Origin of the sequence: Natronohydrobacter thiooxidans, from assembly GCF_001884735.1 — a bacterium.
Taxonomy (GTDB): Bacteria; Pseudomonadota; Alphaproteobacteria; order Rhodobacterales; family Rhodobacteraceae; genus Roseinatronobacter; species Roseinatronobacter thiooxidans_A.
On record NZ_MJAP01000034.1, the window covers coordinates 397,476 to 418,972 of the forward strand.

At 64.9% G+C, this 21,497-nt stretch carries 21 protein-coding genes; 12 read left to right on the forward strand and 9 right to left on the reverse strand.

The window, feature by feature from the left end:
• Positions 1-129: 129 nt before the first annotated feature.
• The 4 genes from BG457_RS16550 to BG457_RS16565 are packed head-to-tail and all read right to left on the reverse strand — an operon-like array spanning position 130 to position 6,828.
• Complete coding sequence (locus BG457_RS16550; protein ID WP_071798629.1) at positions 130-2,199, reverse strand: hypothetical protein; 2,070 nt, start codon at positions 2,197-2,199, stop codon at positions 130-132.
• Complete coding sequence (locus BG457_RS16555) at positions 2,196-4,946, reverse strand: DUF4159 domain-containing protein (RefSeq protein ID WP_071798632.1); 2,751 nt, start codon at positions 4,944-4,946, stop codon at positions 2,196-2,198. The genes BG457_RS16550 and BG457_RS16555 overlap by 4 nt, the downstream gene beginning before the upstream one ends.
• Positions 4,946-5,824 carry a DUF58 domain-containing protein gene (locus BG457_RS16560; protein WP_425434935.1) on the reverse strand — a complete coding sequence of 293 codons (879 nt, stop codon included), beginning with the start codon at positions 5,822-5,824 and terminating at the stop codon, positions 4,946-4,948. The genes BG457_RS16555 and BG457_RS16560 overlap by 1 nt, the downstream gene beginning before the upstream one ends.
• Entirely contained in the window at positions 5,821-6,828 is a 1,008-nt protein-coding gene (locus tag BG457_RS16565) for an AAA family ATPase (RefSeq protein ID WP_071798634.1), read from the reverse strand. Before BG457_RS16565 ends, BG457_RS16560 begins: the two co-directional genes overlap by 4 nt.
• An 80-nt stretch (positions 6,829-6,908) precedes the next feature.
• Here BG457_RS16565 and BG457_RS16570 point away from each other — a divergent pair, with 80 nt between their 5' ends.
• Entirely contained in the window at positions 6,909-7,514 is a 606-nt protein-coding gene (locus BG457_RS16570; RefSeq protein ID WP_071798636.1) for a DUF1285 domain-containing protein, read from the forward strand.
• Positions 7,515-7,560: 46 nt separating this feature from the next.
• On the opposite strand, the gene ilvC is transcribed toward BG457_RS16570, so the two are convergent.
• On the reverse strand, positions 7,561-8,583 hold the full coding sequence (ilvC, locus tag BG457_RS16575; RefSeq protein WP_071798638.1) for a ketol-acid reductoisomerase: 1,023 nt from the start codon (positions 8,581-8,583) through the stop codon (positions 7,561-7,563).
• 130 nt (positions 8,584-8,713) lie between these two features.
• On the opposite strand from ilvC, the gene BG457_RS16580 reads away from it, so the two are divergent.
• From BG457_RS16580 to BG457_RS16595, 4 genes are read left to right on the forward strand one after another with little or no spacing between them, the layout of a single operon-like run.
• Positions 8,714-9,172, forward strand: a complete 459-nt coding sequence (locus BG457_RS16580; RefSeq protein ID WP_071799262.1) for an Lrp/AsnC family transcriptional regulator — start codon at positions 8,714-8,716, stop codon at positions 9,170-9,172.
• 40 nt (positions 9,173-9,212) lie between these two features.
• Entirely contained in the window at positions 9,213-9,668 is a 456-nt protein-coding gene (locus tag BG457_RS16585; RefSeq protein WP_071798640.1) for an Lrp/AsnC family transcriptional regulator, read from the forward strand.
• A gap of 40 nt (positions 9,669-9,708) precedes the next feature.
• A complete protein-coding gene (locus tag BG457_RS16590; protein WP_071798642.1) occupies positions 9,709-10,047 on the forward strand; it encodes a DUF952 domain-containing protein in 339 nt (112 codons plus the stop codon).
• The gene (locus tag BG457_RS16595) at positions 10,044-11,102 is read left to right on the forward strand and encodes a quinone-dependent dihydroorotate dehydrogenase (protein WP_071798644.1); all 1,059 of its coding nucleotides are present in this window, start codon (positions 10,044-10,046) and stop codon (positions 11,100-11,102) included. The genes BG457_RS16590 and BG457_RS16595 overlap by 4 nt, the downstream gene beginning before the upstream one ends.
• Before the next feature lie 45 nt (positions 11,103-11,147).
• Here BG457_RS16595 and BG457_RS16600 read toward each other — a convergent pair whose 3' ends face one another.
• The 3 genes from BG457_RS16600 to BG457_RS16610 are packed head-to-tail and all read right to left on the reverse strand — an operon-like array spanning position 11,148 to position 13,379.
• Positions 11,148-12,467 (reverse strand): MATE family efflux transporter, encoded by a 1,320-nt coding sequence (locus BG457_RS16600; protein WP_071798646.1) that lies wholly within the window; start codon positions 12,465-12,467, stop codon positions 11,148-11,150.
• A complete protein-coding gene (locus BG457_RS16605; protein ID WP_071798648.1) occupies positions 12,460-12,963 on the reverse strand; it encodes a PaaI family thioesterase in 504 nt (167 codons plus the stop codon). The genes BG457_RS16600 and BG457_RS16605 overlap by 8 nt, the downstream gene beginning before the upstream one ends.
• Positions 12,960-13,379 carry a PaaI family thioesterase gene (locus BG457_RS16610; protein WP_071798650.1) on the reverse strand — a complete coding sequence of 140 codons (420 nt, stop codon included), beginning with the start codon at positions 13,377-13,379 and terminating at the stop codon, positions 12,960-12,962. Before BG457_RS16610 ends, BG457_RS16605 begins: the two co-directional genes overlap by 4 nt.
• 136 nt (positions 13,380-13,515) lie before the next feature.
• Between BG457_RS16610 and BG457_RS16615 the strand changes: the two genes are divergently transcribed.
• From BG457_RS16615 to BG457_RS16645, 7 genes are all read left to right on the forward strand, one after another.
• On the forward strand, positions 13,516-13,890 hold the full coding sequence (locus BG457_RS16615) for a MerR family transcriptional regulator (protein ID WP_071798652.1): 375 nt from the start codon (positions 13,516-13,518) through the stop codon (positions 13,888-13,890).
• A gap of 122 nt (positions 13,891-14,012) precedes the next feature.
• Entirely contained in the window at positions 14,013-14,411 is a 399-nt protein-coding gene (locus BG457_RS16620) for a MerR family transcriptional regulator (RefSeq protein ID WP_071798654.1), read from the forward strand.
• A gap of 38 nt (positions 14,412-14,449) precedes the next feature.
• A complete protein-coding gene (locus tag BG457_RS16625; protein WP_071798656.1) occupies positions 14,450-16,225 on the forward strand; it encodes an acyl-CoA dehydrogenase C-terminal domain-containing protein in 1,776 nt (591 codons plus the stop codon).
• A gap of 67 nt (positions 16,226-16,292) precedes the next feature.
• Complete coding sequence (locus BG457_RS16630; protein WP_071798658.1) at positions 16,293-16,505, forward strand: hypothetical protein; 213 nt, start codon at positions 16,293-16,295, stop codon at positions 16,503-16,505.
• A gap of 294 nt (positions 16,506-16,799) precedes the next feature.
• Positions 16,800-18,011 carry an acetyl-CoA C-acetyltransferase gene (locus BG457_RS16635; protein WP_071798661.1) on the forward strand — a complete coding sequence of 404 codons (1,212 nt, stop codon included), beginning with the start codon at positions 16,800-16,802 and terminating at the stop codon, positions 18,009-18,011.
• Entirely contained in the window at positions 18,011-18,502 is a 492-nt protein-coding gene (locus BG457_RS16640) for a cupin domain-containing protein (RefSeq protein WP_071798663.1), read from the forward strand. Before BG457_RS16635 ends, BG457_RS16640 begins: the two co-directional genes overlap by 1 nt.
• A gap of 1 nt (position 18,503) precedes the next feature.
• Entirely contained in the window at positions 18,504-20,699 is a 2,196-nt protein-coding gene (locus tag BG457_RS16645) for a 3-hydroxyacyl-CoA dehydrogenase NAD-binding domain-containing protein (RefSeq protein WP_071799263.1), read from the forward strand.
• Here BG457_RS16645 and BG457_RS16650 read toward each other — a convergent pair.
• Positions 20,669-21,403, reverse strand: a complete 735-nt coding sequence (locus tag BG457_RS16650; RefSeq protein WP_084657692.1) for a Hint domain-containing protein — start codon at positions 21,401-21,403, stop codon at positions 20,669-20,671. The two genes, BG457_RS16645 and BG457_RS16650, sit on opposite strands and share 31 nt — an antisense overlap.
• Positions 21,404-21,497: the final 94 nt, after the last annotated feature.

Below are 21,497 nucleotides of genomic sequence, written 5' to 3' on the forward strand. Positions count from 1 at the left end.
AACAGTCGTGCCTGTCTATGGCAGTGCGCGCGGCGGGGCAAGGGTCTTGGCGTGGTGGTTTTGACGGTCCGGGGGGATGCGGGCACTATCGGGGGTGGGGTAGGGTGCGTGCTGAGCACGCACCTTACATCAGCGCCCTTCGCGCAGCCATGCCCCCAGCGCCAGCCCGGCGGCCAGCAGAAGCCATGCCCAACCCGGCAGCAAAGCGCTGGTCCGCAGATCGCGGGTCAGATAGGCCTCGCGCGGGGTCAGGCCCAGCCAGCCGCGCCCGGCAGCGGCACGGCCCTCGCGCACAAGGCGCAGCTCGGGCAGACCCTCTTCCAGCCGCACGGAACCGCCGCGCGTGGCATTCACCAGCGGGCCCAGCTTCTCGGCCGTGGCGATGGTTTCCTCGAACTCGCGCGGGGCCTGGGGGCCAAGCGCGATCACCGCCTTCAGATCGCCCTCGGTCAGACGGTAGAGGCCGGTTTCGGGCGCGTCAAATTCGGCGCGGAAACTGCCGGGGCTGTCCTCGGTCAGATCCAGCAGGGTCTCGGTCCCGTCGGGGCCGGTCACGGTCACCTCCCCCACCTCGTCGCGCAGGCTGCGGCGCAGGATCGTCACGCGGTTGCCTTCGGCGGTCGCGCTCAGGGTTTCCTCTTCCAGTTCCGGCTCGCCCATCATCCAATGCGCCAGCCGCCGCAAGAGTTCCAGTTGCGGCCCGCCGCCCTCGAACCCGCGATCCCAGAGCCATGTCTGATCCGAGGCCAGCAGCGCCATGCGCCCCGCGCCCACCCGGTCGAGCATCAGCAGCGGGCGGTCCCCCACGCCGCTCATCACGGTCTGGCCCCGCTCCGGCACCATCTCGATCTGGCGGAACCAGCGCCCCCAGCCGGGGCCGTCCTCTGCGGCGGGGGCCAGCGCTTCCAGCCCCGCAGTCACCGGATGGCGCTGGCCAAGCTCGGTCACGCGCGGGGTAAAGCCTTCCTCAATCACGCGCGCGGTGGGCCGGGCCGGGAAGACCTCGCCCAGGGGCGAGCGCCAGATGCTGTCGGCGCTGGCGAGTTCGGGGCCCCCCACCACCAGAAGCGCGCCGCCCTCTTCGACATAGCGGGCGATATTGGCGTAATAGCTGTTGGGCAGGATGCCGCGACGGCGGTAGCGGTCGAAGATGATCAGGTCGAACTCGTCGATCTTCTCGACAAAGAGTTCGCGCGTCGGGAAGGCGATGAGCGAGAGTTCATTGACCGGCACCCCGTCATGGCGGTCGGGCGGGCGCAGGATGGTGAAATGTACCAGATCCACCGCCGGGTCGGATTTCAAGAGGTTGCGCCATGTCCGCTGCCCGGCATTGGGCTCGCCCGAGACCAGAAGCACGCTGAGGCGGTCGCGCACCCCGTTGATCTGGACCACGGCGGCGTTGTTGCGGGTGGTTAACTCACCGGGCGCTTCGTCAAGCTCGAATTGCAGCACATTCATCCCGCCGCGTTCCAGCGTGACGGTGATTTCCATATCCTCGCCCACTGGCACCATGGCGCGCTGCATCTCGCCGCCATTGATCGCGTAATTCAGCGCCGCATAGCTGCTTTCGCCGCGGGGCACCGCGCCCTGATCCTCGATTCGCAGCCCGAGTGTGATCGGCTCGCCCAGAATGGCGAAAGCGGGGGCGTTGCGCAGGATCAGGCGGCGATCCCAGTCGCTGGCCTTGCCGGTCTTGAGCAGGTGGAAAGGGGCGGGCAGGGTCAGGCCGGGGGCTTCGTCATGGGTCTGGCCGTCAGAGATGGCGAAGACGCCCGCCAGCCGGTCGCGCGGCAGATCCGAGAGCGCTTCGGCCAGTGCGGTGTTGATCTCGGTGCCCTGATTGCGCGGCCCGTCGGGCAGGCGCACCACGCGCGTCTCGATCCCGCCCAGGCCTTCGATCGCGCCTTCAAGGTGGTCGAGCGCGGCTTCGGTCTGTTCGGCGCGGCTGCCCAGCCGGTTCGAGGCGGTGTCATCGACGACAATCAGCGCGATATCGTCGAGCGTGTCGCGATCCTCGGTCTGCAGCGAGGGGTTGGTGAGCGCCGCGATCAGCGCCAGTGCCGCAAGCCCGCGCAGCCACCAGCCGCGAAGGCCCCGCCATAGGGCGATCCCGACCATGAGCGCGGCAATCCCCGTCACGGCCCAGATCAGCGCCCAGTCGAGCAGGGGTGCGAAGATGATCTCCTGCGCGCCGGTCATTGGCCCAGCCTTTCGAGCAGGGCGGGCACATGGACCTGATCGGATTTGTAATTGCCGGTCAGCACATGGGTGATCAGGTTGATCCCGAAGCGATAGGCCATTTCGCGCTGTTCCTCGCCCGAATAGCCCATGCCAAGGCGCACCATCGCGCGGCCCTGATCATCGACCGCCCAGGCCGAGGCCCAGTCATGCCCGCCGATGATCACCGGCGTCACCCCGTCATTGAGGTTGCGAAACGGCATGCCCTCGGCGCGCTCGGCATCGGGGGGCGCGGCTTCGACCCAGACATCGCGCCCGGTATGCCTGCCGGGAAAGTCCTGGATCAGATAGAAGGTGCGGGTCAGGATATGGTCCTCGGGGATTGGCTCTAGCGGCGGAATATCGAGCGTGCGGGCAATCGCCTGCAACCGGCGCGCTTCCGGCGTCGTGCGGGTCAGCCCGGCCAGTTCGGCATCGCGCGTGTCGAACAGGATCATGCCGCCGCCGCGCAGATAGCGGTTCAGTTTGGCTGTGGCCGCATCCGAGGGGATCGGCGTGTCCTCGGTGATGGGCCAGTAGAGGAAGGGGAAGAAGGTGAGTTCATCCGCTTCGATATCGACGCCGATGGGCGGGCCGGGCTCGACCGAGGTGCGGGCGTAAAGCGTGCGGCTGAGGCCCAGCAGCCCCGCGCGCGCAAGCTGATCGACGCGGCTGTCCCCGGTCAGGACATGGCCCAGCACCATGTCAGAGGTGGCTTGCAGCGCAAGGCGGTCATCGGCCTGCGCGGGGCTGTGATGCAGGCCAAGGGTGAGAAGCGCCAGCGCGGCGGTCGCATGGCGCAGCCGCCCCGAGATCCAGAGCGCGGCCAGAATGTCGATCATGAGAAGGCCAAGGCCAAGGGTGAGGAAGAGCGCGGTCAGATCGCGTTCTTCGGCAATGGTGTCGCGCTCGACCACCACGCTTGCGGGCCAGACGGTCGGGCGCAGTTCCATCTCGGGCGCGCCTATGTTCAGCGCCAGCGATCCGGCGGCGCTGCGATAGATGCCGGGGGGCAGATCGGGGCCGAAACGGTGCTCGGTCATGCGCTCGCCGGGGACAACCGGGCGCTGGCTGGCGTCGAGCACCTGCCCGAAGCCATCGAGCGCGCGTTCGGGTTGCCAGACCGTGCCTGCCATCGCCGCTTCGGTCGGGGCGGCGGGGCGAGTCGAGACGGCGAGGCGTTCCAGCATCTGCACGAAAAGGCCCGAAAGCGGCAGCGAGGACCATTCGGCATTGGCGGTGGTGTGGATCAGCACGACCTGACCATCGCCCGAGAATTTGCGCGTCACCAGCGGCGTGCCATCGGCCAGCGCGGCAATCGTGCGTTCCGCCAGCGCCGGATCAGGCTGGGCCAGAACCTGCGCGCTGATGGTGACATCACTGGGGATGGAAAGCCCCGCAAAGGGCGAGTCATTGCTGAATTCGCGCAATTCGCGGGGCGCGCCCCAGCTCATCGCGCCGCCCACAGTGCGCCCGCCAATGCGCAGGCGGACGGGCAGAAGCGGGTCTTCCTCGGCACGGGCCACGTCGCTTGCCGCCAGACGCGGCCCGGCGAAGCGCAGGAGAAGCCCGCCATCATTCACGAAATCGAGCAACTGGGCGGATTCGATCTCGGCCAGTTGCGCGATATCGACAAGGATCAGCACATCGGGCGCGGTCAGCAGCAGATCATCGATTGACGGGCTCTCGATCAGATCGGCGACCGGTTCCAGCGCCTGCCGCAGGTAGAAGAAGGGCGAGAGCAGATCGAGCCCTTCGCGCCCCTCGCGGCCTGTGAGCAGTGCCACCTTGCGCCGTTGCAGCGCGTCATCGCTCAGCGCCACGGCACCGGCGCTGCGCTCGCCCGCGATCTGGAAGCGGGTGATGCGGTTGCGCAACTCGGGCTGCAGGGTCAGATCGACGCGGGCGGTGGTGGCGCCTGCGGCAAATTCGGTCTCGGCCCGGTGCAACAGCCGCTCGACCCCGGCGGGGTCGCGGCCGGTGGCGGTGATCTCGATGCTCTGCTCGGGCAGGCCAGCGGGGCGGTGGGCGGTCAGCGTGATGACCCCTTCGCGCAAGCTGGGTGGTGCCAGGGCCAGCGGGATGCGCGAGGTCTCATAGACCGTGACCGCGCCACGCGCCTGCAGGGCGGATAACAGGTCAGCGCGGTAGGGGTGGTCGAGACCATCGGACAGCCAATAAGTGTCGAACCCGGCAGGCAGCGCGGCGAGCCAGCCGGTCAGGCGCTCGGGATCGGCGGTGAAGGGCGCAGGCGCCATGCCCGGCACGCGCTCGGCCCAGAAATCCGCCGCGCGGAAGGGGGTTTCACCGGGGGGCGGGTCGGTCAGCGCCACGACCGCGACCGGGCGGCCCGCGCGCTGGGCTTCGGACAGAAGATCATTCACCCGGTCCATGCGACGCGACCAGTCGCGGGCGCTGGCCCAGCTTGCGTCGAGCGCGATCAGAAGCGGCCCGTCGCCATCGCGCGCGGCCTGCGGGTTCAGGACCGGGCCTGCGAAACCGAAGATCAGCGCGGCGACAGCCAGCGCGCGCAGCACCAAGAGCCAGAGCGGGGTCTTGTCGGTCTCGGTGGTCTCGTCGCGCAGCCCGATCAGCAGCGCCACACCGGGGAAGCGGCGGATGACGGGCGCAGGCGGGACCGCGCGCAACAGCCACCACAGAAGCGGCAGCGCGATGAGCGCGCCAAGCAGAAGCGGCGAGGCGAAACCGAGCGGGCCCAGCGTGACCATCAGCGCCCCCGGCTTGCATCAACCTGCTGCCAGAGCCACATCAATGCGGCGCTTGCAGGCTGGTCGGTGTGATGGGAGAGCAATTGCCAGCCGGTGACGCGGGCAAGATTTGCCAGCATGTCGCGCCGCTCGGCCAGCCGGTCCCGGTAGCGGGTTTGCAGGTCATTCGCGCGCAATGTCTCATGGCGCAGGGCACCGGTCATGGATTCAAAGATCGAGCGGCCCTGATAGGGAAATTCCTCTTCCACCGGATCAAGGATCTGCACCAGAGCCCCGCCAATGCCGCGATCTGCGGCGCGGCCCACGGCATCCTGCACCGGCTTCGGATCGCCCAGAAAATCGGACAGGAACACCGCCTGCGAATGCGCGGGCAGCGCCATATCCGGGGGGGTGCCATAGTCCTGATCCGTCGTCTCTGCGACCAGCGCCAGCGCCAAGGGATCAAGCTGCGCGCGGCCTGCGCGCGGGGGCAGGTCGGGCATCAGCCCCACACGCTCGCCGCCCTTCAGCAGCAGGACTGAGAGCGCCAGCCCCAGAAGCCGCGCGCGGTCGGATTTCGGTGCGCGGGTTTTGTGGCCGGTGAATTGCATCGCCTGCGCGCGGTCCACCCAGAGCGTGACCGCCTGCGCCGCCTGCCATTCGGTTTCGCGCACGAAATGCACATCGGCGCGGGCCGAGCGGCGCCAGTCGATCCGCGCGCCCCAGTCCGAGGATGTGGCCTGCCGGTATTGCCAGAATTCATCGCCCGCGCCCGCGCGTCTGCGCCCATGCGCGCCGGGCAGGACCGAGGCCGCCAGCAAATGCGCCTGCGCCATGAGGGCGGGCAGGTTTGCGGCCAGTCCTTCGGCGCGGGAACGGAGCGGGGCGGACAGGTTCACGCCGCGGCCTCCATCCGCGTGGCGGTGGCGGCCACACGGTCGATGATCTGGCCCAGATTGTCACCGCGCGCACGCGCAGCAAAACCCAGCGCCATGCGATGCGTCAGAACAGGACGCGCCATCGCTGCCACATCCTCGACCGAAGGGGCAAGGCGCCCGTCCAGAAGCGCGCGGGCGCGGACCGTGAGCATCAGCGCCTGCGCCGCGCGCGGGCCGGGGCCCCAGCTGACGGCATCCTGCACCGCCTCATGCGCCTCTGGCTCATCGGGGCGGCAGGCGCGGACCAGATCGAGGATCGCCTCGACCACCTTTTCACCCACGGGCATGCGCCGCAGCAGGCGTTGCGCGGCCATCAGTTCCGCGGCGGTGAAGACCTCATGCGCGGCATCCTCGCTCTCGCCGGTGGTGGCCAGCAGGATATCGCGTTCGGTCGCGCGGTCGGGATAATCGACATCGATCTGCACGAGGAACCGGTCAAGCTGCGCCTCGGGCAGGGGATAGGTGCCTTCCTGCTCGATCGGGTTCTGGGTCGCGAGCACATGAAAGGGCCTGTCCAGCGCATGATGCGCGCCCGCGACAGTGACTTCGCCCTCCTGCATCGCCTGCAAAAGCGCGGCCTGCGTGCGGGGCGAGGCGCGGTTGATCTCATCGGCCATCAGAAGCTGGCAGAAAATCGGCCCCGCGATGAAGCGGAAGGCGCGTTTGCCATCCTCGGCCACATCCAGCACTTCCGAGCCAAGGATATCGGCGGGCATCAGGTCGGGGGTGAACTGGATGCGGTTGCCCTTCAGCCCCATCACGGTCGAAAGCGTGTCCACCAGCCGCGTCTTGCCCAGACCCGGCAGGCCGATCAGCAGACCATGGCCGCCGCAGAGCATGGCGGTCAGCGTCAGATCGACGACCCGGGTCTGGCCGATGAAGCGGCGGTTGATGCTGTCGCGCGCCTGCGCCAGTTTCTCGCCCAGGGTTTCGATCTCGGCGATCAGGTCACTCTCTTGGCTCATGCACAGGCTCCTTGGGTCGGGGGTGAGATTTGACCAAATCACCCGATCTGTTACTCTCAGACATATCGCATGAGGCGCCAATGGCAAAAAGCAGTTCTGAACAAAATAGCGTGACCCCTTCGGCAGATACGCTGGCACAGGCGGCGCGTGCCGCGGCCAAGGGCAAGGGCCTGCCGCCGGTGCATCTATGGGATCCGCCCTTTTGCGGCGATCTGGACATGCGCATCGCGCGCGACGGGACATGGTTCTATCAGGGAACGCCGATCGGCCGCGCGCCGCTGGTGCGGCTCTTCTCGACGATCCTGAAGCTGGAGGGGGGCAAATATTATCTAGTGACGCCGGTCGAAAAGGTCGGGATCACGGTCGAGGATGCGCCCTTTGTTGCGGTGGATTTCCAGACCGAGGGGCAGGGCGCGGCGCAGCGCCTGCATTTCACCACCAATGTGGGCGATAGCGCGCTGGCCGGGGCAGAGCATCCGATTCGCGTGATCCGCGATCCCGAGACGGGCGAGCCCTCGCCCTATGTCATGATCCGCGCGGGGCTGGAGGCGCTGATCGACCGCAAGAGTTTCTACCGGCTGGTGGAGCTGGGTCGGCATGCCGAGCATGAGGGCGCAAGCTGGTTCGGGCTGTGGTCGGGCGGCGTGTTCTTTCCGGTGATCCCGTCGGGGGAACTGCCGGACTAGGCTGGGGTGTAAGGTGCGTGCTCAGCACGCACCCTACTGTGATGCGTCAGTTCCGGGCCTTGTCGACCATCTTGCCCTTCGAGATCCAGGGCATCATCTCGCGCAGCTTCGCACCGACCTGTTCGATCTGATGCTCGTCATTGATGCGGCGCGTGGCCTTGAAGAAGGGCTGGCCGACCGCGTTTTCCTGCATGAAGTCGCGCACGAATTTGCCGGTCTGGATGTCGCTCAGCACCGCTTTCATCCGCGCCTTGGTCTCGTCATAGGGCAGGATGCGCGGCCCCGAGACATATTCGCCATATTCGGCAGTGTTCGAGATCGAATAGTTCATGTTGGCGATGCCGCCTTCATAGATCAGATCGACGATCAGCTTGACCTCGTGCAGACACTCGAAATAGGCCATTTCCGGCTCGTAGCCAGCTTCGACCAGCGTCTCGAAGCCCATGCGGATCAGCTCGACCAGACCGCCACAGAGCACGGCCTGCTCGCCGAAGAGGTCGGTTTCGCATTCCTGACGGAAGTTGGTCTCGATGATCCCCGAGCGCCCGCCGCCGATGGCCGAGCAATAGCTCAGGCCGATTTCCATCGCCTTGCCGGTCGCGTCGTGATGCACCGCCACCAGACAGGGCACGCCGCCGCCCTTGACATATTCGCCGCGCACCGTGTGGCCGGGGCCTTTGGGCGCCATCATGATGACATCGACACCGGGTTTCGGCTCGATCAGGCCGAAATGCACGTTCAGACCATGGGCAAAGGCAATCGCAGCACCTTCGCGCAGATTGTCATGGACGTATTTCTTGTAGGTTTCGGCCTGCAATTCATCGGGCATGGTGAACATGATCACATCACACCATGCTGCCGCCTCGGCAATGCCCATGACCTTCAGGCCCTCGGCTTCGCATTTCTTCGCGCTGGGCGAGCCCTCGCGCAGGGCGATCACGACATTCTTGGCCCCCGAATCGCGCAGGTTCAACGCATGGGCATGGCCCTGGCTGCCATAGCCCAGGATCGCCACTTTCTTGTCCTTGATCAGGTTCACATCGCAATCGCGATCATAATAGACGCGCATCTGCCGCCCTCCTTGGTTGCATTCATGCGGCGCAGTATAGGGATTTGAGGCGGGTTTTCGTTTCAATTCCCTCACATTTATGCATAAGAACGAAAAGATTATTCGCCTATCGGAAAATACTGGAAAAATCATGCGCCTTGATGACAGCGATCGCCGGTTGTTGCGCCAGCTTGTCGCCGCGCCCGATGCCAGCACCGCCGATCTGGCCGCGCGCGCGGGGCTGACCGAACCGACCTGCTGGCGGCGGCTGGAACGGCTGCGCGGCGCGGGCATTCTGCGGGGCCAGCGCGCGGTGATCAACTGGCGCGCGCTGGGCTATCAGGTCGAGGTCAGCCTGCGCATCACCCTCGACAAGACCGACCCGCGCGCCTTTGACGAATTCATCGCCCGCGCGCGGCTGGTGCCCGAGGTGCTGGAGATCCAGACATTCCTCGGCCGTGTCGATCTGCGCCTGAATCTGATCGCCCGCGACATGGCGCATTACCGGAAAGTGTATCGCGACCGTATTCTGACGCTACCGCATATCGCCGATCTGGAAGCGCTGATGCATCTCTCAGAGATCAAGTCGGAAGAAAGCCTGCCGCTATGATCATTTTCTTGCCCCAAATACTCAACAAGGCGGTGCGGCCATGATCGAGATTGACACCACTGACCGCGCCCTGCTGCGCGCGCTCTCCGAGGATGCCACGCAAAGCGCGGGTGCCTTGGGCCGCAAGCTGGGCCTCAGCCAGCCCGCGACATGGCGGCGATTGAAACGGTTGCGCGAGGGCGGCGCGATTGCGCGGCAGCGTGTCGATCTCGACCTTGCCGCGCTGGGTTTCGGTGTGACCGTGTTTTTGGGCGTGAGCCTTGCCGCCAAGGGCCGTGTCAGTCTGGCCGATTTCGAACGCGCCGTCGCGGCCATCCCCGAAGTGCAGACGGTGCAGCATGTGCTGGGGCTTTATGATTACCGGCTGCGGGTCGTGGCGCGGGATCTGAGCGATTTCGAGCGTATCCTGCGCCGCCGCATCCTGACCCTGCCCGGCGTGGGCGCGGTGGATGCGAATGTGCTCCTGAGCGAGGAACGCCTTCCGGGGCCGCTCTGAGTGATTGACCTGGGGCGCGGCTTTGGGCAGAAGGCTGCTCATGCTGATCTACAAGATTTTCCGCCGCGCCGAATGGGATGCGCTGGTCGCCGAGGGCGAGAGCCTTGGTGCGCCGGTCGATCTGGCGGATGGCTATATCCATTTCTCGACCGCCGCGCAGGTCATGGAGACAGCAGCGAAGCATTTCGCGCAGGAAAGCAATCTGGTGCTGGTGGCGGTCTCGGCTGATGCCTTGGGCGCGGATCTGAAATGGGAGCCCTCGCGCGGGGGGGCGCTGTTTCCGCATCTCTACCGGGCGCTGCGTCTGTCGGATGTCACATGGGACAAGGCGTTGCCCCTGGGCGCCACCGGCCATATTTTCCCCGAGGGTCTGATATGAGTCTGATCGAGCGCGCGGGCCTTGCCCTGTTGCAGCAAATGGATCCCGAACGCGCGCATGGGCTGGCCCTACGCGCGCTGCAATCGGGGCTGGTGCCGATGCCCGAGCCGGTCACGTCCGAGCGGCTGCGCGTGCATCTCGCGGGGCTTTCGCTGCCCAACCCGGTGGGGCTGGCGGCGGGGTTCGACAAGAACGCGACCGCGCTGCACGGGCTTGCCCGCGCAGGCTTCGGTTTTGTCGAAGTGGGGGCCGCCACGCCGCGCCCGCAACAGGGCAATCCGCGCCCGCGCCTTTTCCGGCTGCGCGAGGATGCGGCAGTGATCAACCGCTTCGGCTTCAACAATGAGGGCGCGGAAGTGATTGCCGCGCGTCTGGCCAAACGCCCCGAGGGTATGGTGCTGGGCCTCAATCTGGGGGCGAACAAGGACAGCGCCGACCGCGCCGCCGATTTCGCGACCGTGCTTGCGCGCTGCGGGGCGCATCTCGATTTCGCCACGGTCAATGTGTCCTCGCCCAACACCGAATCGCTGCGCGATCTGCAAGGGGCCGAGGCGCTGGCGGCGCTGCTTGCGGGGGTGATGGCGGCGCGCGACAGGTTGGCGCGCAGGATCCCGGTCTTTCTCAAGATCGCGCCGGATCTGAGTGAACAGGATCTGGCGGATATCGCGCGGGTGGCGCAGGCGGCGAATGTGGATGCGATCATCGCCACCAATACCACGATCACCCGCGACGGGCTGACCAGCCCGAATGCGTCCCAGACCGGTGGTCTGTCCGGCGCGCCGCTGTTTGACCTTTCGACCCGTGTGCTCGCGCGGCTTTCGCATCTGACCGAGGGCGCGCTGCCCCTGATCGGGGTGGGCGGGATTGCCTCTGCCGAGGATGCCTATGCGAAAATCCGCGCGGGCGCTTCGGCGGTGCAACTCTATTCCGCGCTGACCTATCAGGGCCTGTCGCTGGTGGGGCAGATCAATCGCGGGCTGATCGAGCTTCTCGACCGCGACGGCTTCGCGAGCCTGCAGGAGGCCGTCGGCACGGATCGCGCGCGCTGGCTCTGATCTTCATCTTGCCCGAAAATACTCTGGGGTGAGGGACAAAGCCCCTCAGATCCCGCGTGCGACCCGGCGTTCCAGTTGCGGATAAAGCGCCCCGAGCAATACCCCGCGCAGCACGTTCAGCAGCATCAGCCCCGACCAGAGCGCTGCATTGCCCCAGACCGGCACTGCAAGCCACAGAAACACCCCGTAGATCGCCACTGCCAGCAGCACGGTGTTGCGCATCTCGCGCGTGCCGGTGGCGCCGATGAAGATCCCGTCCAGCATATAGGCGCCCAAGCCCAGCAGGCAGAGCGCCACGACAAAGGGCAGGAACTTCCGCGCGGCCAGGCGCACCTCGGGCGCGGTGGTCATCACATCAATCGCCAGCGGCCCGAAGGCCCAGAAGCCAAGCGCCATGACCAGCGCCGCCCCCAGCGCCCAGAGCGAGGCCCGCAGGCTGGCCGCGCGCATGCCCGCGACCGAGGCCGCACCGACATAGCGCCCGACCAGCGCTTCGGCGGCGAAGGCAAAGCCATCCAGCGCATGCGCCGTGAGCGCCATGAACTGCCACAGGATCTGATTGGCCGCCAATTCCACATCGCCAAAACCCGCCGAGACGAACAGAAACCCCGTCATCGCCGCCTGCAGGGCAATCGTGCGCAGCATGATATCGGAATTGACCACCCACATGCGTTTGAGCCGCAGCCGGTCAAAGACCCGCGCCCAGTTGCGCCATTGCGCGCCCGAGAATGCCGCGCGGCAGAGCCACAGGCCAAGCGCGAGCGCGCTCAGTTCCGCAATCAGCGTGGCAATGGCGACGCCTTGGACGCCCCAGCCCAGGCCCAGCACGAACCACAGATCGAGCGCGATATTCAGCCCGTTCATCCACAACTGCAAGGCCAGCACGCCGCGCGTGCGCTCGGTCGCGATCAGCCAGCCGGTGACCGCGTAAAGCGCAATCGTTGCGGGCGCGCCCCAGATGCGGATGGCAAGATAGGCGCGGGCCAGCGCCTCGACCTCGGCGCTCGCAGGCGCGATGCGGAAGGCGGCGTAGCTGATCGCGGACTGACCCAGCACCATGACCGCCCCGGCGGCCAGCCCGATCATCACCCCGCGCGTCAGGATCGCGCCGCTTTCGGCCAGATCGCCCGCGCCCGTGGCCTGCGCCACCAGCCCGGTGGTGCCCATGCGCAGGAAGCCGAAAATCCAGTAGATCGAGGCGAGGATGATCGCCCCCAGCCCCACGGCGCCGATGGGGGCTGCTTCCCCCATCTGGCCCACCACGCCGGTATCGACCGCACCCAGAAGCGGGACCGAGATATTCGCCAGCACAATCGGCACGGCGATATTCAGGATGCGCCGATGGCTCGGGGCTGTCTCAGTCATCCTTGCGTTGCGGCATCAGGAAATGGCCGGTGGCCTGCGCGAAAAGCCGCGCGCGATTGTCCTGCCAGGCTTCGACATGCACTGAGGCATAGCGCCGCCCCGAGCGGTTGACGCGGGCGCGGGCATAAGCGTCGCGCGGCAGGCCGGTGCGCAGGTAATCCACTGTGAAATCAATGGTTTTCGGCAGGCGGGGCAGGGTATCTGCCATCGCTTCCGGCGTCAGGCGGCCCGATTCCAGCTCGTCCCAGAGCATCGCCCAGCTCAGTTCGATGATCGCCGCCACTTCCAGAAAGGACGCGATCACGCCGCCATGAATCGCAGGCAGCATCGGATTGCCGATCAGCTTCTCGGAATAGGGCAGCACGGCGGTCAGCTCATCCCCATGGCGCTCGAACCGGATGCCGAGAAAGCCCGCATAGGGGACCGCGCCCACAAGCGTGGCCAGTGCCGAATCGCGGCGGTGTTTCAGCTTCTGGACGGGTTCGGGCGCTTTCATGGCTGCTCCTTGCGCTCAAAGGTGAAGGCCCCGCTGGCGGTGGCGACCGGGTTGGCGCTGTCCTCGTCATGGGCGGTGGCCCGCACAAACGCCACGCGGCGGGTGACATGGTAGCATTCCGCCCGCGCGGTGATGCGCTGGCCCGGTGTGGCTGCGCGCATATAGTCGATGCGCAGGTCAATCGTCGCCGTGCCCAGCGCACCGGGATAGGAGAGCACGGCGGCGCCCCCGCAAGTGTCCATCAGCGCCGAGACCGCGCCGCCATGGATGACACCGGTTGCCGGATCGCCGACAAACCGCGCATCCCAGTCCATCGAGATCTGCGCATGCCCTTCGCCGATCTGGTCCAGTCGCATGCCCAGCGCCCGCGCGAAGGGCAGGGCATTGATGAAATCCTGCGCGTCATGTTCCGGCATGTCGGGGCCCTTTGCTGCTGATCGTGCCCTATCTGTGCCAGAAACGGATCGAATGACAAGGCGGCTTGCGTGAATTGCATCTGGCCGCACTGCGCATTAGCATGGCCCTGCGTTCACACCGGGGAGAGGCGCCGCCATGAGCGATAACCGTTTGAGTTTCAAGGAAATGTGCGCGAGGTTCGACGTCACGCCGCGCACCTTGCGTTACTATGAATATATCGAGCTTCTCAGCCCCGAGAAGGAAGGGCGCAATCGTTTCTACACGCCGCGCGAAGTGGCGCGGATGACGCTGATCATGCGCGGGCGCAGATTCGGGTTCAGCCTGGAAGAAATTCGCCAATGGCTTGAAATCTATCAGAAAGAAGGCACCGAGCCGCAATTGCAAGCCTGGCTCTCGATGGCCGACCGGCAGCTTGTCGCGCTGCGCGAACAGGCGCAGGATCTGGCGCATACCATTGACGATCTGGAAAAACTGCGCAGCGAGGCGGCAAAACTCTTGCCGGAACGCTGAGAAACGCTGCGTCGCAGGGAATTCTGACGCAGCGTTTAACTTTACCTTCACGTCAACATGCCTATCTTCGGGATCAAGACGCAGCGGCCCTGCCCCTGTGCCCCTGTTCGGAGGTATGCATCATGCCACAAGACACCAAGACCATCCGCGAGATGTGCGCCGAATTCGGCGTCACGCCCCGTACCCTGCGCTTCTATGAGGCCAAGGAATTGCTGTTCCCGCATCGTGACGGGCAGCACCGGCTGTTCACCCGCCGCGATCAGGCGCGGTTGAAACTGATCCTGCGCGGCAAGCGCTTCGGCTTCAGCCTGGAGGAAATCCGCCAGCTTCTGGAAATGTATGACCGCGACGACAGCGAATTGAAGCAGTTGCGCAAGACCTATGACATTGCCCGCGCGCGTCTGGCCGATATGGAGCGCCAGCGCGATGAACTGACCGAGGCGATTGCCGATCTGAAAAAGGAACTCGCCTGGGGGGAAGATGTGCTGCGCAATGCAGACCGCCCCAAGGCCGCAGAATAACAGCGCATCGCGCAAAGGGATTACGGGAGAGAGAGACCATGCCAAGCTACACTGCCCCCACCAAGGATCTGCATTTCGTGCTGCATGATGTGCTTCAGGTCAGCGCGTCAGACGTGCCGGGATATGGCGATCTGGAGCCGGATTTCACATCTGCGGTGATCGAGGAAGCGGCGAAACTGGCGCAGGATGTGCTCGCGCCGCTGAATGCCGTGGGCGACAGCCAGGGCTGCCGGTTGGAAAATGGCGTGGTCTACACGCCCGATGGCTTCAAGGCGGCGTTTGATGAGATCAAGGCCGGTGGCTGGAACGGGCTGGATATTCCTGAAGAATTCGGCGGCCAGAACCTGCCCTATCTGATGGGCTCTGCGGTGGGCGAGATCTTTGTCTCGGCCAATATGGCGTTGAACATGTATCAGGGGCTGACCCATGGCGCGATCTCGGCCATCCTCGCGCATGGCTCGGAGGCGCAGAAGGCGAAGTTCCTGCCGAAAATGGTCGCACTCGACTGGACCGGCACGATGAACCTGACCGAGCCGCATTGCGGCACCGATCTGGGGATGATGCGCACCAAGGCAGAACCCTCGGACGATGGCAGCTACAAGATCACCGGCCAGAAGATCTTCATCTCGGCGGGCGATCACGACATGGCTGAGAATGTGATCCATCTGGTTCTGGCCAAGGCACCGGGCGGGGGCGAGGGCACCAAGGGGATCTCGCTCTTCATCGTGCCGAAATTTCTGGTGAATGAGGATGGCAGCCTTGGGCCGCGCAACCTGCTCTCGGTCGGCAAGATCGAAGAGAAGATGGGCATCCATGGCAATTCGACCTGCGTGATGAATTATGATGGCGCGACCGGCTATCTGATCGGCGATCTGCACAAGGGCATGCGCGCCATGTTCACCATGATGAACGAAGCCCGTATCGGTGTCGGGCTGCAGGGCTATGCGCAGGCGGCGGTGGCCTATGAAAACGCGGTGGCCTATGCCATCGACCGGTTGCAGGGGCGTGATGTGACCGGTGTGAAGAACCCTGCTGGTCCGGCGGATCCCTTGATCGTGCATCCCGATATCCGCCGTATGCTGATGGATCAGAAAAGCTTCGTCGAGGGCGCCCGCGCCTTCACCATGTGGGGGGCCAGCCTGATCGACCGCGCGCACCGGATGGGCGACAAGGAGGCGGATGGGCTGATCTCGCTCCTGACCCCGGTGATCAAGGGCTTCCTGACCGACAAGGGCTTCGAGATGTGTGTGCAGGCGCAGCAGGTCTATGGCGGGCATGGCTATATCGAGGAATGGGGCATGTCCCAGTTTGCCCGCGACGCGCGCATCGCCATGATCTATGAGGGCGCGAATGGCGTGCAGGCGCTCGATCTGGTGGGCCGCAAACTCGCGCAGGACGGTGGCAAACATGTCATGGCCTTCTTCGCCATGGTCAAGGATTTCCTGAAGGAAAATGAAGGCGATGCGCGGCTGGAGGGCTTCCTTGGCCCGCTGAAATCCGCGTCCAAGGATTTGCAGGCGGCGGGGATGTTCTTCATGGAGCGCGGCATGAAATCGCCCAATGACGCGCTGGCCGGATCGAGCGATTTCATGCATCTCTTCGGCCATGTCTGCTTGGGGCTGATCTGGGCGCGGATGGCGAAAGCCGCCTATGCCGCGCTCGATGCGGGCGCGTCGGATCGCGATTTCTACGAGGCCAAGATCGCGACCGGGCGCTATTACATGGCCCGCCAGCTGCCCGCCACAGGGATGCATCTGGCGCGGATCCAGAGCGGGGCCGATCCGGTGATGGCGCTGGGCGCGGAGCAGTTCTGAGCCTAGGATCACGCTTGAGAATTCGGGGCCGGAATGACCCGGCCCCTGAACGTGACAAGGACTGACCATGCCCAAACGCTTCCGCCTGACCCGCCGCTTCAATGCCGCCATGACCGAAGACGGATATCGCCGCCTGCGCCGTTTCGCGCAGGAGGCGGGGCTTGATGAGGGCGAGGCGCTGTCCTTCCTGTTCGAGAATTTCGACTCGGTCACGGATGCGGACAATCTCGGGCACCGGTTGCGGCTGTTCAATTCCGAGCTTGAGGCGCGCAAGAGATGAGCGAAGGGTGCCTTCGGCGAGAGTATTTGGGGCAAGAAAATGAAGCATAGCTTACCCCGCCTGACCGATGGCCACATGGAAGTCTGTTTCCGGGCGGGCGGCAGGCGGGGCATTTCCTTGCACGGTCATCGGCTCTCCAGCCTGTACCGTGCATTAACCTTAACGCGCGACTGTTAACAGAAAGTGAAGCTGGATCATTTTCTTGCCAAAAATACTCAAACACCCCGGCTGCGGCACAGCGCGACGCTTGCGGCTGGGACACAGACAGACTGACCCCAACAGGGAGGGAATGAGATGAGTGACGCCTATATCTATGACGCGATCCGCACGCCGCGCGGCAAGGGCCGCGCAGACGGAAGCCTGCATGAGGTCACCTCGGTGCGTCTCTCGGCGGGGGTGCTGAACGCCTTGAAATCGCGCAATGATCTGGACACGGCGGCGATCGAGGATGTGATCTGGGGCAATGTGACCCAGGTGGGTGAGCAGGGCGGGTGCCTTGCGCGCACGGCGGTGATGGCGTCTGATTTCGACGAGCAGGTGCCGGGGCTGGCGATCAACCGCTTCTGTGCCTCGGGCATGGAGGCGGTGAATATTGCCGCCAATCAGGTGCGCGGGGGCGCGGGCATGGCCTATGTCGCGGGCGGGGTCGAGATGATGAGCCGGGTGGCGATGGGCTCGGATGGGGCGGCGGTGGCCGTGGATCCATCCGTCGCGATGGAGCGCTATTTCGTGCCGCAGGGGATTGCGGCGGATATCATCGCCACCGAATACGGCTTCACCCGTGATATGGCCGATGCGCTGGCGGTCGAGAGCCAGAAGCGCGCGGTCACGGCCTGGGAAGAGGGGCGCTTCGCGCGCTCAGTGGTGCCGGTCACGGATATCAACGGGCTGACCATTCTGGAGCGCGACGAATATATCCGCCCCGGCACGGATATGCAGAGCCTTGGCGCGCTGAAACCTGCCTTCAAGGATATGGGCGAGGTGATGCCGGGTTTCGACAAGGTGGCGCTGATGAAATATCCGCATCTGGAGCGGATCGAGCATATCCACCATGCGGGCAATTCCTCGGGGATCGTCGATGGCGCGGCGGGGGTGTTGATCGGCAGCAAGGAATTCGGCGAGAAATATGGCCTCAAGCCGCGTGCGCGTATCCGGGCCACGGCCAAGATCGGCACCGATCCCACGATCATGCTGACCGGCCCCGTGCCCGTGACCGAGAAGATCCTGCGCGATAGCGGCATGGCGATCTCGGATATTGATCTGTTTGAGGTCAACGAGGCTTTCGCCGCGGTCGTGCTGCGCTTCATGCAGGCTTTCGATGTGGAGAGCGCGCGCGTGAACGTGAATGGCGGTGCGATTGCGATGGGCCATCCCTTGGGCGCCACCGGCGCGATGATCATCGGCACGCTTTTGGATGAGCTGGAACGCACGGGCAAGGGCACCGGGCTTGCGACGCTTTGTGTGGCGTCGGGCATGGGGGCCGCCACGATCATCGAGCGCGTCTGATGCCGAAGCTCGATCTTTCAAAAGCGCCGGTTCAGACCGGATCGGGCTATCCGGCCCCCTATGCCGCGCAGATGGTCGGGCGGTCGTCGCAGCGGCTGGGCGATCTGGCCGGGTTGACCCAGTTCGGGGTCAATATCGTGACTTTGCAGCCCGGCGCGGTGGCGTCCTTGCGGCACTGGCATCTGCGCGAGGATGAATTCGCCATGGTGCTCGACGGTGTTCTGACCCTGATCGAGGATGCAGGCGAGACCGAGATGCGCGCGGGCGAGTGTGCGGCCTGGAAAGCGGGGGTGGCGAACGGGCATCGTTTCGTCAACCGCACAGGTTCCGTGGCACGGTTTCTGGTCGTGGGCGGCAAGGTCGAAGAGGACATCTGCACCTATACCGATGTGGATATGAAGGTTCATATCTCGGCGGCGGGCGACAGATTCACATATCATGATGGCAGCGACTGGGCCGGGCCCCGCGATCTGCCAGGCGGAGGAAACTGACATGAGCGATTTTCACTATTCCACCGATGCGGATGGCATCGCCACGATTTCCTGGGATATCGCGGGCAAGTCGATGAATGTGCTCTCAATGGAGGGGCTGGCCGAGCTGGAGGCGCATATCGACACCGCGCTGGGCGACGGCGCGGTCAAGGGTGTGATCATCACCTCTGGCAAGCCCGATTTCGCGGGCGGCATGGATCTGAATGTCATCGCCAAGATGAAGGATATGGCAGGCGATCAGCCGGAAAAGGGCCTCTTCGACGGGATCATGTCGATGCATCGCTGCCTGCGCAAGATCGAGCGCGCGGGCATGGACCCCAAGACGCTGAAAGGGGGCAAGCCGGTTGTGGCCGCACTTCCCGGCACCGCGCTGGGGATCGGGCTGGAGATTCCGCTGGCCTGCCATCGGATCATCGCCGCGGATAATCCCAAGGCCAAGATCGGCCTGCCCGAGATCATGGTGGGCATCTTTCCCGGCGCGGGCGGCACCACGCGGCTGTCGCGCAAGCTGGGCGCGATGGGGGCGGCGCCCTTCCTGCTGGAAGGCAAGCTCTCGGAGCCGAAAAAGGCGAAATCCGCCGGGATCATTGATGAGGTGGTGCCGGGCGCGGAATTGCTGGCGCGGGCGAAAGAATGGGTGCTGGGCGCAAAAGACGCCGATCTGGTCAAGCCCTGGGATGCGAAGGGCTACAAGATGCCCGGTGGCGCGCCCTATCACCCGGCCGGGTTCATGACCTTTGTGGGCGCATCCGCCATGATCAACGGCAAGACGCAGGGCGTCTATCCGGCGGCCAAGGCGCTTTTGTCGGCGGTCTATGAGGGTGCGATGGTGCCTTTTGACGTGGCCTTGAAGATCGAGGCGCGCTGGTTCGTCAATGTGCTGATGAACCCGTCTTCCAGCGCCATGATCCGCTCGCTTTTCATCAACAAGGAAGCGCTGGAGAAAGGCGCGAACCGGCCAGAGGTCGCGGATGAGAGAGTGCGCAAACTGGGCGTGCTGGGCGCGGGCATGATGGGCGCAGGCATTGCCTATGTCGCGGCCAATGCGGGTATCGAGGTGGTGCTGATCGACGCGGATCAGGCCGCTGCCGAGCGTGGCAAGGGCTATTCCGAGGGCCTGCTCGATAAAGGCATGAAGCGCGGCAAGGTGACGGAAGCGAAGAAAGCCGAAGTGCTGGGCCGGATCACGCCTACGACGGATTATGCCGCGCTGAGTGGCTGTGATCTGGTGGTCGAAGCGGTGTTTGAAGACCCGAAGGTCAAGGCCGAGGTCACCGCGAAAGCCGAAGCCGCGATCCCGGAGACGGCGATCTTTGCCACCAATACCTCGACCCTGCCGATTTCCGATCTGGCGAAAGCGTCGAGCCGCCCGGAACAGTTCATCGGCATTCATTTCTTCAGCCCTGTGGACAAGATGCTGCTGGTCGAGATCATTCGCGGGCGTGAGACCGGCGACCGCGCGGTGGCCAAGGCGCTGGATTTCGTCCGGCAAATCCGCAAGACGCCGATTGTGGTGAATGATGCGCGCTTCTTCTACGCCAATCGCTGCATTATCCCCTATATCAACGAAGGCATGCGCATGGTGCGCGAGGGCGTGGCACCTGCGCTGGTCGAGAATGCCGCGAAGCTCATGGGCATGCCGCTGGGGCCGCTGCAACTGGTGGATGAGACCTCGCTTGATCTGGGGGCGAAGATCGCCAAGGCCACGCGCGCCGCGATGGGTGAGGCTTATGCGGATGGCGATGTCGATGAGGTCGTGTTCTGGATGGTCGAAGAAGGGCGTCTGGGGCGCAAGACCAAGGCCGGGTTCTACGCCTATGACGAGGCGGGCAAGCGGCAGGGGCTGTGGACCGGACTGGGCGAGAAATTCGCCCCTGCCAGTGACCAGCCCGATCTGATCGAAGTGCAGCACCGGCTGATGTTCGCGCAGGCGCTGGAAGCGGTGCGCGCGCTGGAAGAGGGCGTGCTGACCGATATTCGCGAAGGTGATGTCGGTGCGATCCTTGGCTGGGGCTTCGCGCCATGGTCGGGCGGACCGTTCTCATGGCTCGACATGCTGGGCGCGCCTTTTGCGGTGGCGGTCTGCGAGGATCTGGAAGCGCGTTTCGGCACACGTTTCAAGGCACCCGCCCTGCTGCAGGAAATGGCGCAGAGCGGGCGCAGTTTCTATGCCAGCCGTGCCTCGATGGCGGCATAAGTGTCGTCAATGCTGCTCTCGGCGAAAGCCGGGGGCAGCGGCCTGGATCCGATGCCGAGCAGGCGGCGAAGTTCGGCGGCGGGCAGGCGGGGATAGGTTCCCTCACTCTCCGAAAGCGCGGTGGCAACGGGCGAGAGCGCGGCCTCTGTGACGGACAGGGCCAGAACGCCGCCGCTGCTCAGGACAATCTCTTCGCGCTCGAAGGCAAGCATGATCACCGTGATTGTGCTGTCGAAACGCGCCTTGTGAATGCCTTTGTAGCCGTCAAGCACATAGGCTGGGACCGGCACGAAGGGATCGCCGTAGCGCTCTTCGGCCTCGTCCAGTTCTACAACCACTTCCTGCATCGGCAGGATCTGCACATCAAGCGGGTTTCCAATCGTCCCGGCGGGCACATGCATGAGATGGCGCTTGCGGTCAGGAAGGATCCGGGGGTCAATCTCGACCGTCTGCACGGCGCAGAGGGGCTGCGCGCCATGATCGAAGGTCAGGACCATATCGCCCGCAATCAGGCTTCCGGCGGGCCGCCAGCCATTCTGCGTGGCAACCTGAATGTCCGACAGCAAGCCGGTTTCGCGCAACCGCGCCATCGTGGCCCAGGGCAGGGCCTTGTCATAGCTATGTGTCTCGATCTGTTTCTTGACGCCATCAAAGCTGCAGGAACGCGCAGCGAACAAGTTTACTGAAGAAGCGATATCCAACATGGTATTTCCTTTCTTCAGTGAACGGCGGGTTTCTTTTCTTCTGCCGTTCAGGTTGCCTGTGACTCAACTTTAACAAGTCTTAAATGGCGCAATA

Coding starts and splice junctions, on each gene's coding strand:
- BG457_RS16550 (WP_071798629.1), bottom strand. CDS start 2,199: ATGACCGGCGCGCAGGAGATCATCTTCGCACCCCTGCTCGACTGGGCG.
- BG457_RS16555 (WP_071798632.1), bottom strand. CDS start 4,946: ATGGTCACGCTGGGCCCGCTCGGTTTCGCCTCGCCGCTTCTGCTTGGC.
- BG457_RS16565 (WP_071798634.1), bottom strand. CDS start 6,828: ATGAGCCAAGAGAGTGACCTGATCGCCGAGATCGAAACCCTGGGCGAG.
- BG457_RS16570 (WP_071798636.1), top strand. CDS start 6,909: ATGGCAAAAAGCAGTTCTGAACAAAATAGCGTGACCCCTTCGGCAGAT.
- ilvC (WP_071798638.1), bottom strand. CDS start 8,583: ATGCGCGTCTATTATGATCGCGATTGCGATGTGAACCTGATCAAGGAC.
- BG457_RS16580 (WP_071799262.1), top strand. CDS start 8,714: ATGCGCCTTGATGACAGCGATCGCCGGTTGTTGCGCCAGCTTGTCGCC.
- BG457_RS16585 (WP_071798640.1), top strand. CDS start 9,213: ATGATCGAGATTGACACCACTGACCGCGCCCTGCTGCGCGCGCTCTCC.
- BG457_RS16590 (WP_071798642.1), top strand. CDS start 9,709: ATGCTGATCTACAAGATTTTCCGCCGCGCCGAATGGGATGCGCTGGTC.
- BG457_RS16595 (WP_071798644.1), top strand. CDS start 10,044: ATGAGTCTGATCGAGCGCGCGGGCCTTGCCCTGTTGCAGCAAATGGAT.
- BG457_RS16600 (WP_071798646.1), bottom strand. CDS start 12,467: ATGACTGAGACAGCCCCGAGCCATCGGCGCATCCTGAATATCGCCGTG.
- BG457_RS16605 (WP_071798648.1), bottom strand. CDS start 12,963: ATGAAAGCGCCCGAACCCGTCCAGAAGCTGAAACACCGCCGCGATTCG.
- BG457_RS16610 (WP_071798650.1), bottom strand. CDS start 13,379: ATGCCGGAACATGACGCGCAGGATTTCATCAATGCCCTGCCCTTCGCG.
- BG457_RS16615 (WP_071798652.1), top strand. CDS start 13,516: ATGAGCGATAACCGTTTGAGTTTCAAGGAAATGTGCGCGAGGTTCGAC.
- BG457_RS16620 (WP_071798654.1), top strand. CDS start 14,013: ATGCCACAAGACACCAAGACCATCCGCGAGATGTGCGCCGAATTCGGC.
- BG457_RS16625 (WP_071798656.1), top strand. CDS start 14,450: ATGCCAAGCTACACTGCCCCCACCAAGGATCTGCATTTCGTGCTGCAT.
- BG457_RS16630 (WP_071798658.1), top strand. CDS start 16,293: ATGCCCAAACGCTTCCGCCTGACCCGCCGCTTCAATGCCGCCATGACC.
- BG457_RS16635 (WP_071798661.1), top strand. CDS start 16,800: ATGAGTGACGCCTATATCTATGACGCGATCCGCACGCCGCGCGGCAAG.
- BG457_RS16640 (WP_071798663.1), top strand. CDS start 18,011: ATGCCGAAGCTCGATCTTTCAAAAGCGCCGGTTCAGACCGGATCGGGC.
- BG457_RS16645 (WP_071799263.1), top strand. CDS start 18,504: ATGAGCGATTTTCACTATTCCACCGATGCGGATGGCATCGCCACGATT.
- BG457_RS16650 (WP_084657692.1), bottom strand. CDS start 21,403: ATGTTGGATATCGCTTCTTCAGTAAACTTGTTCGCTGCGCGTTCCTGC.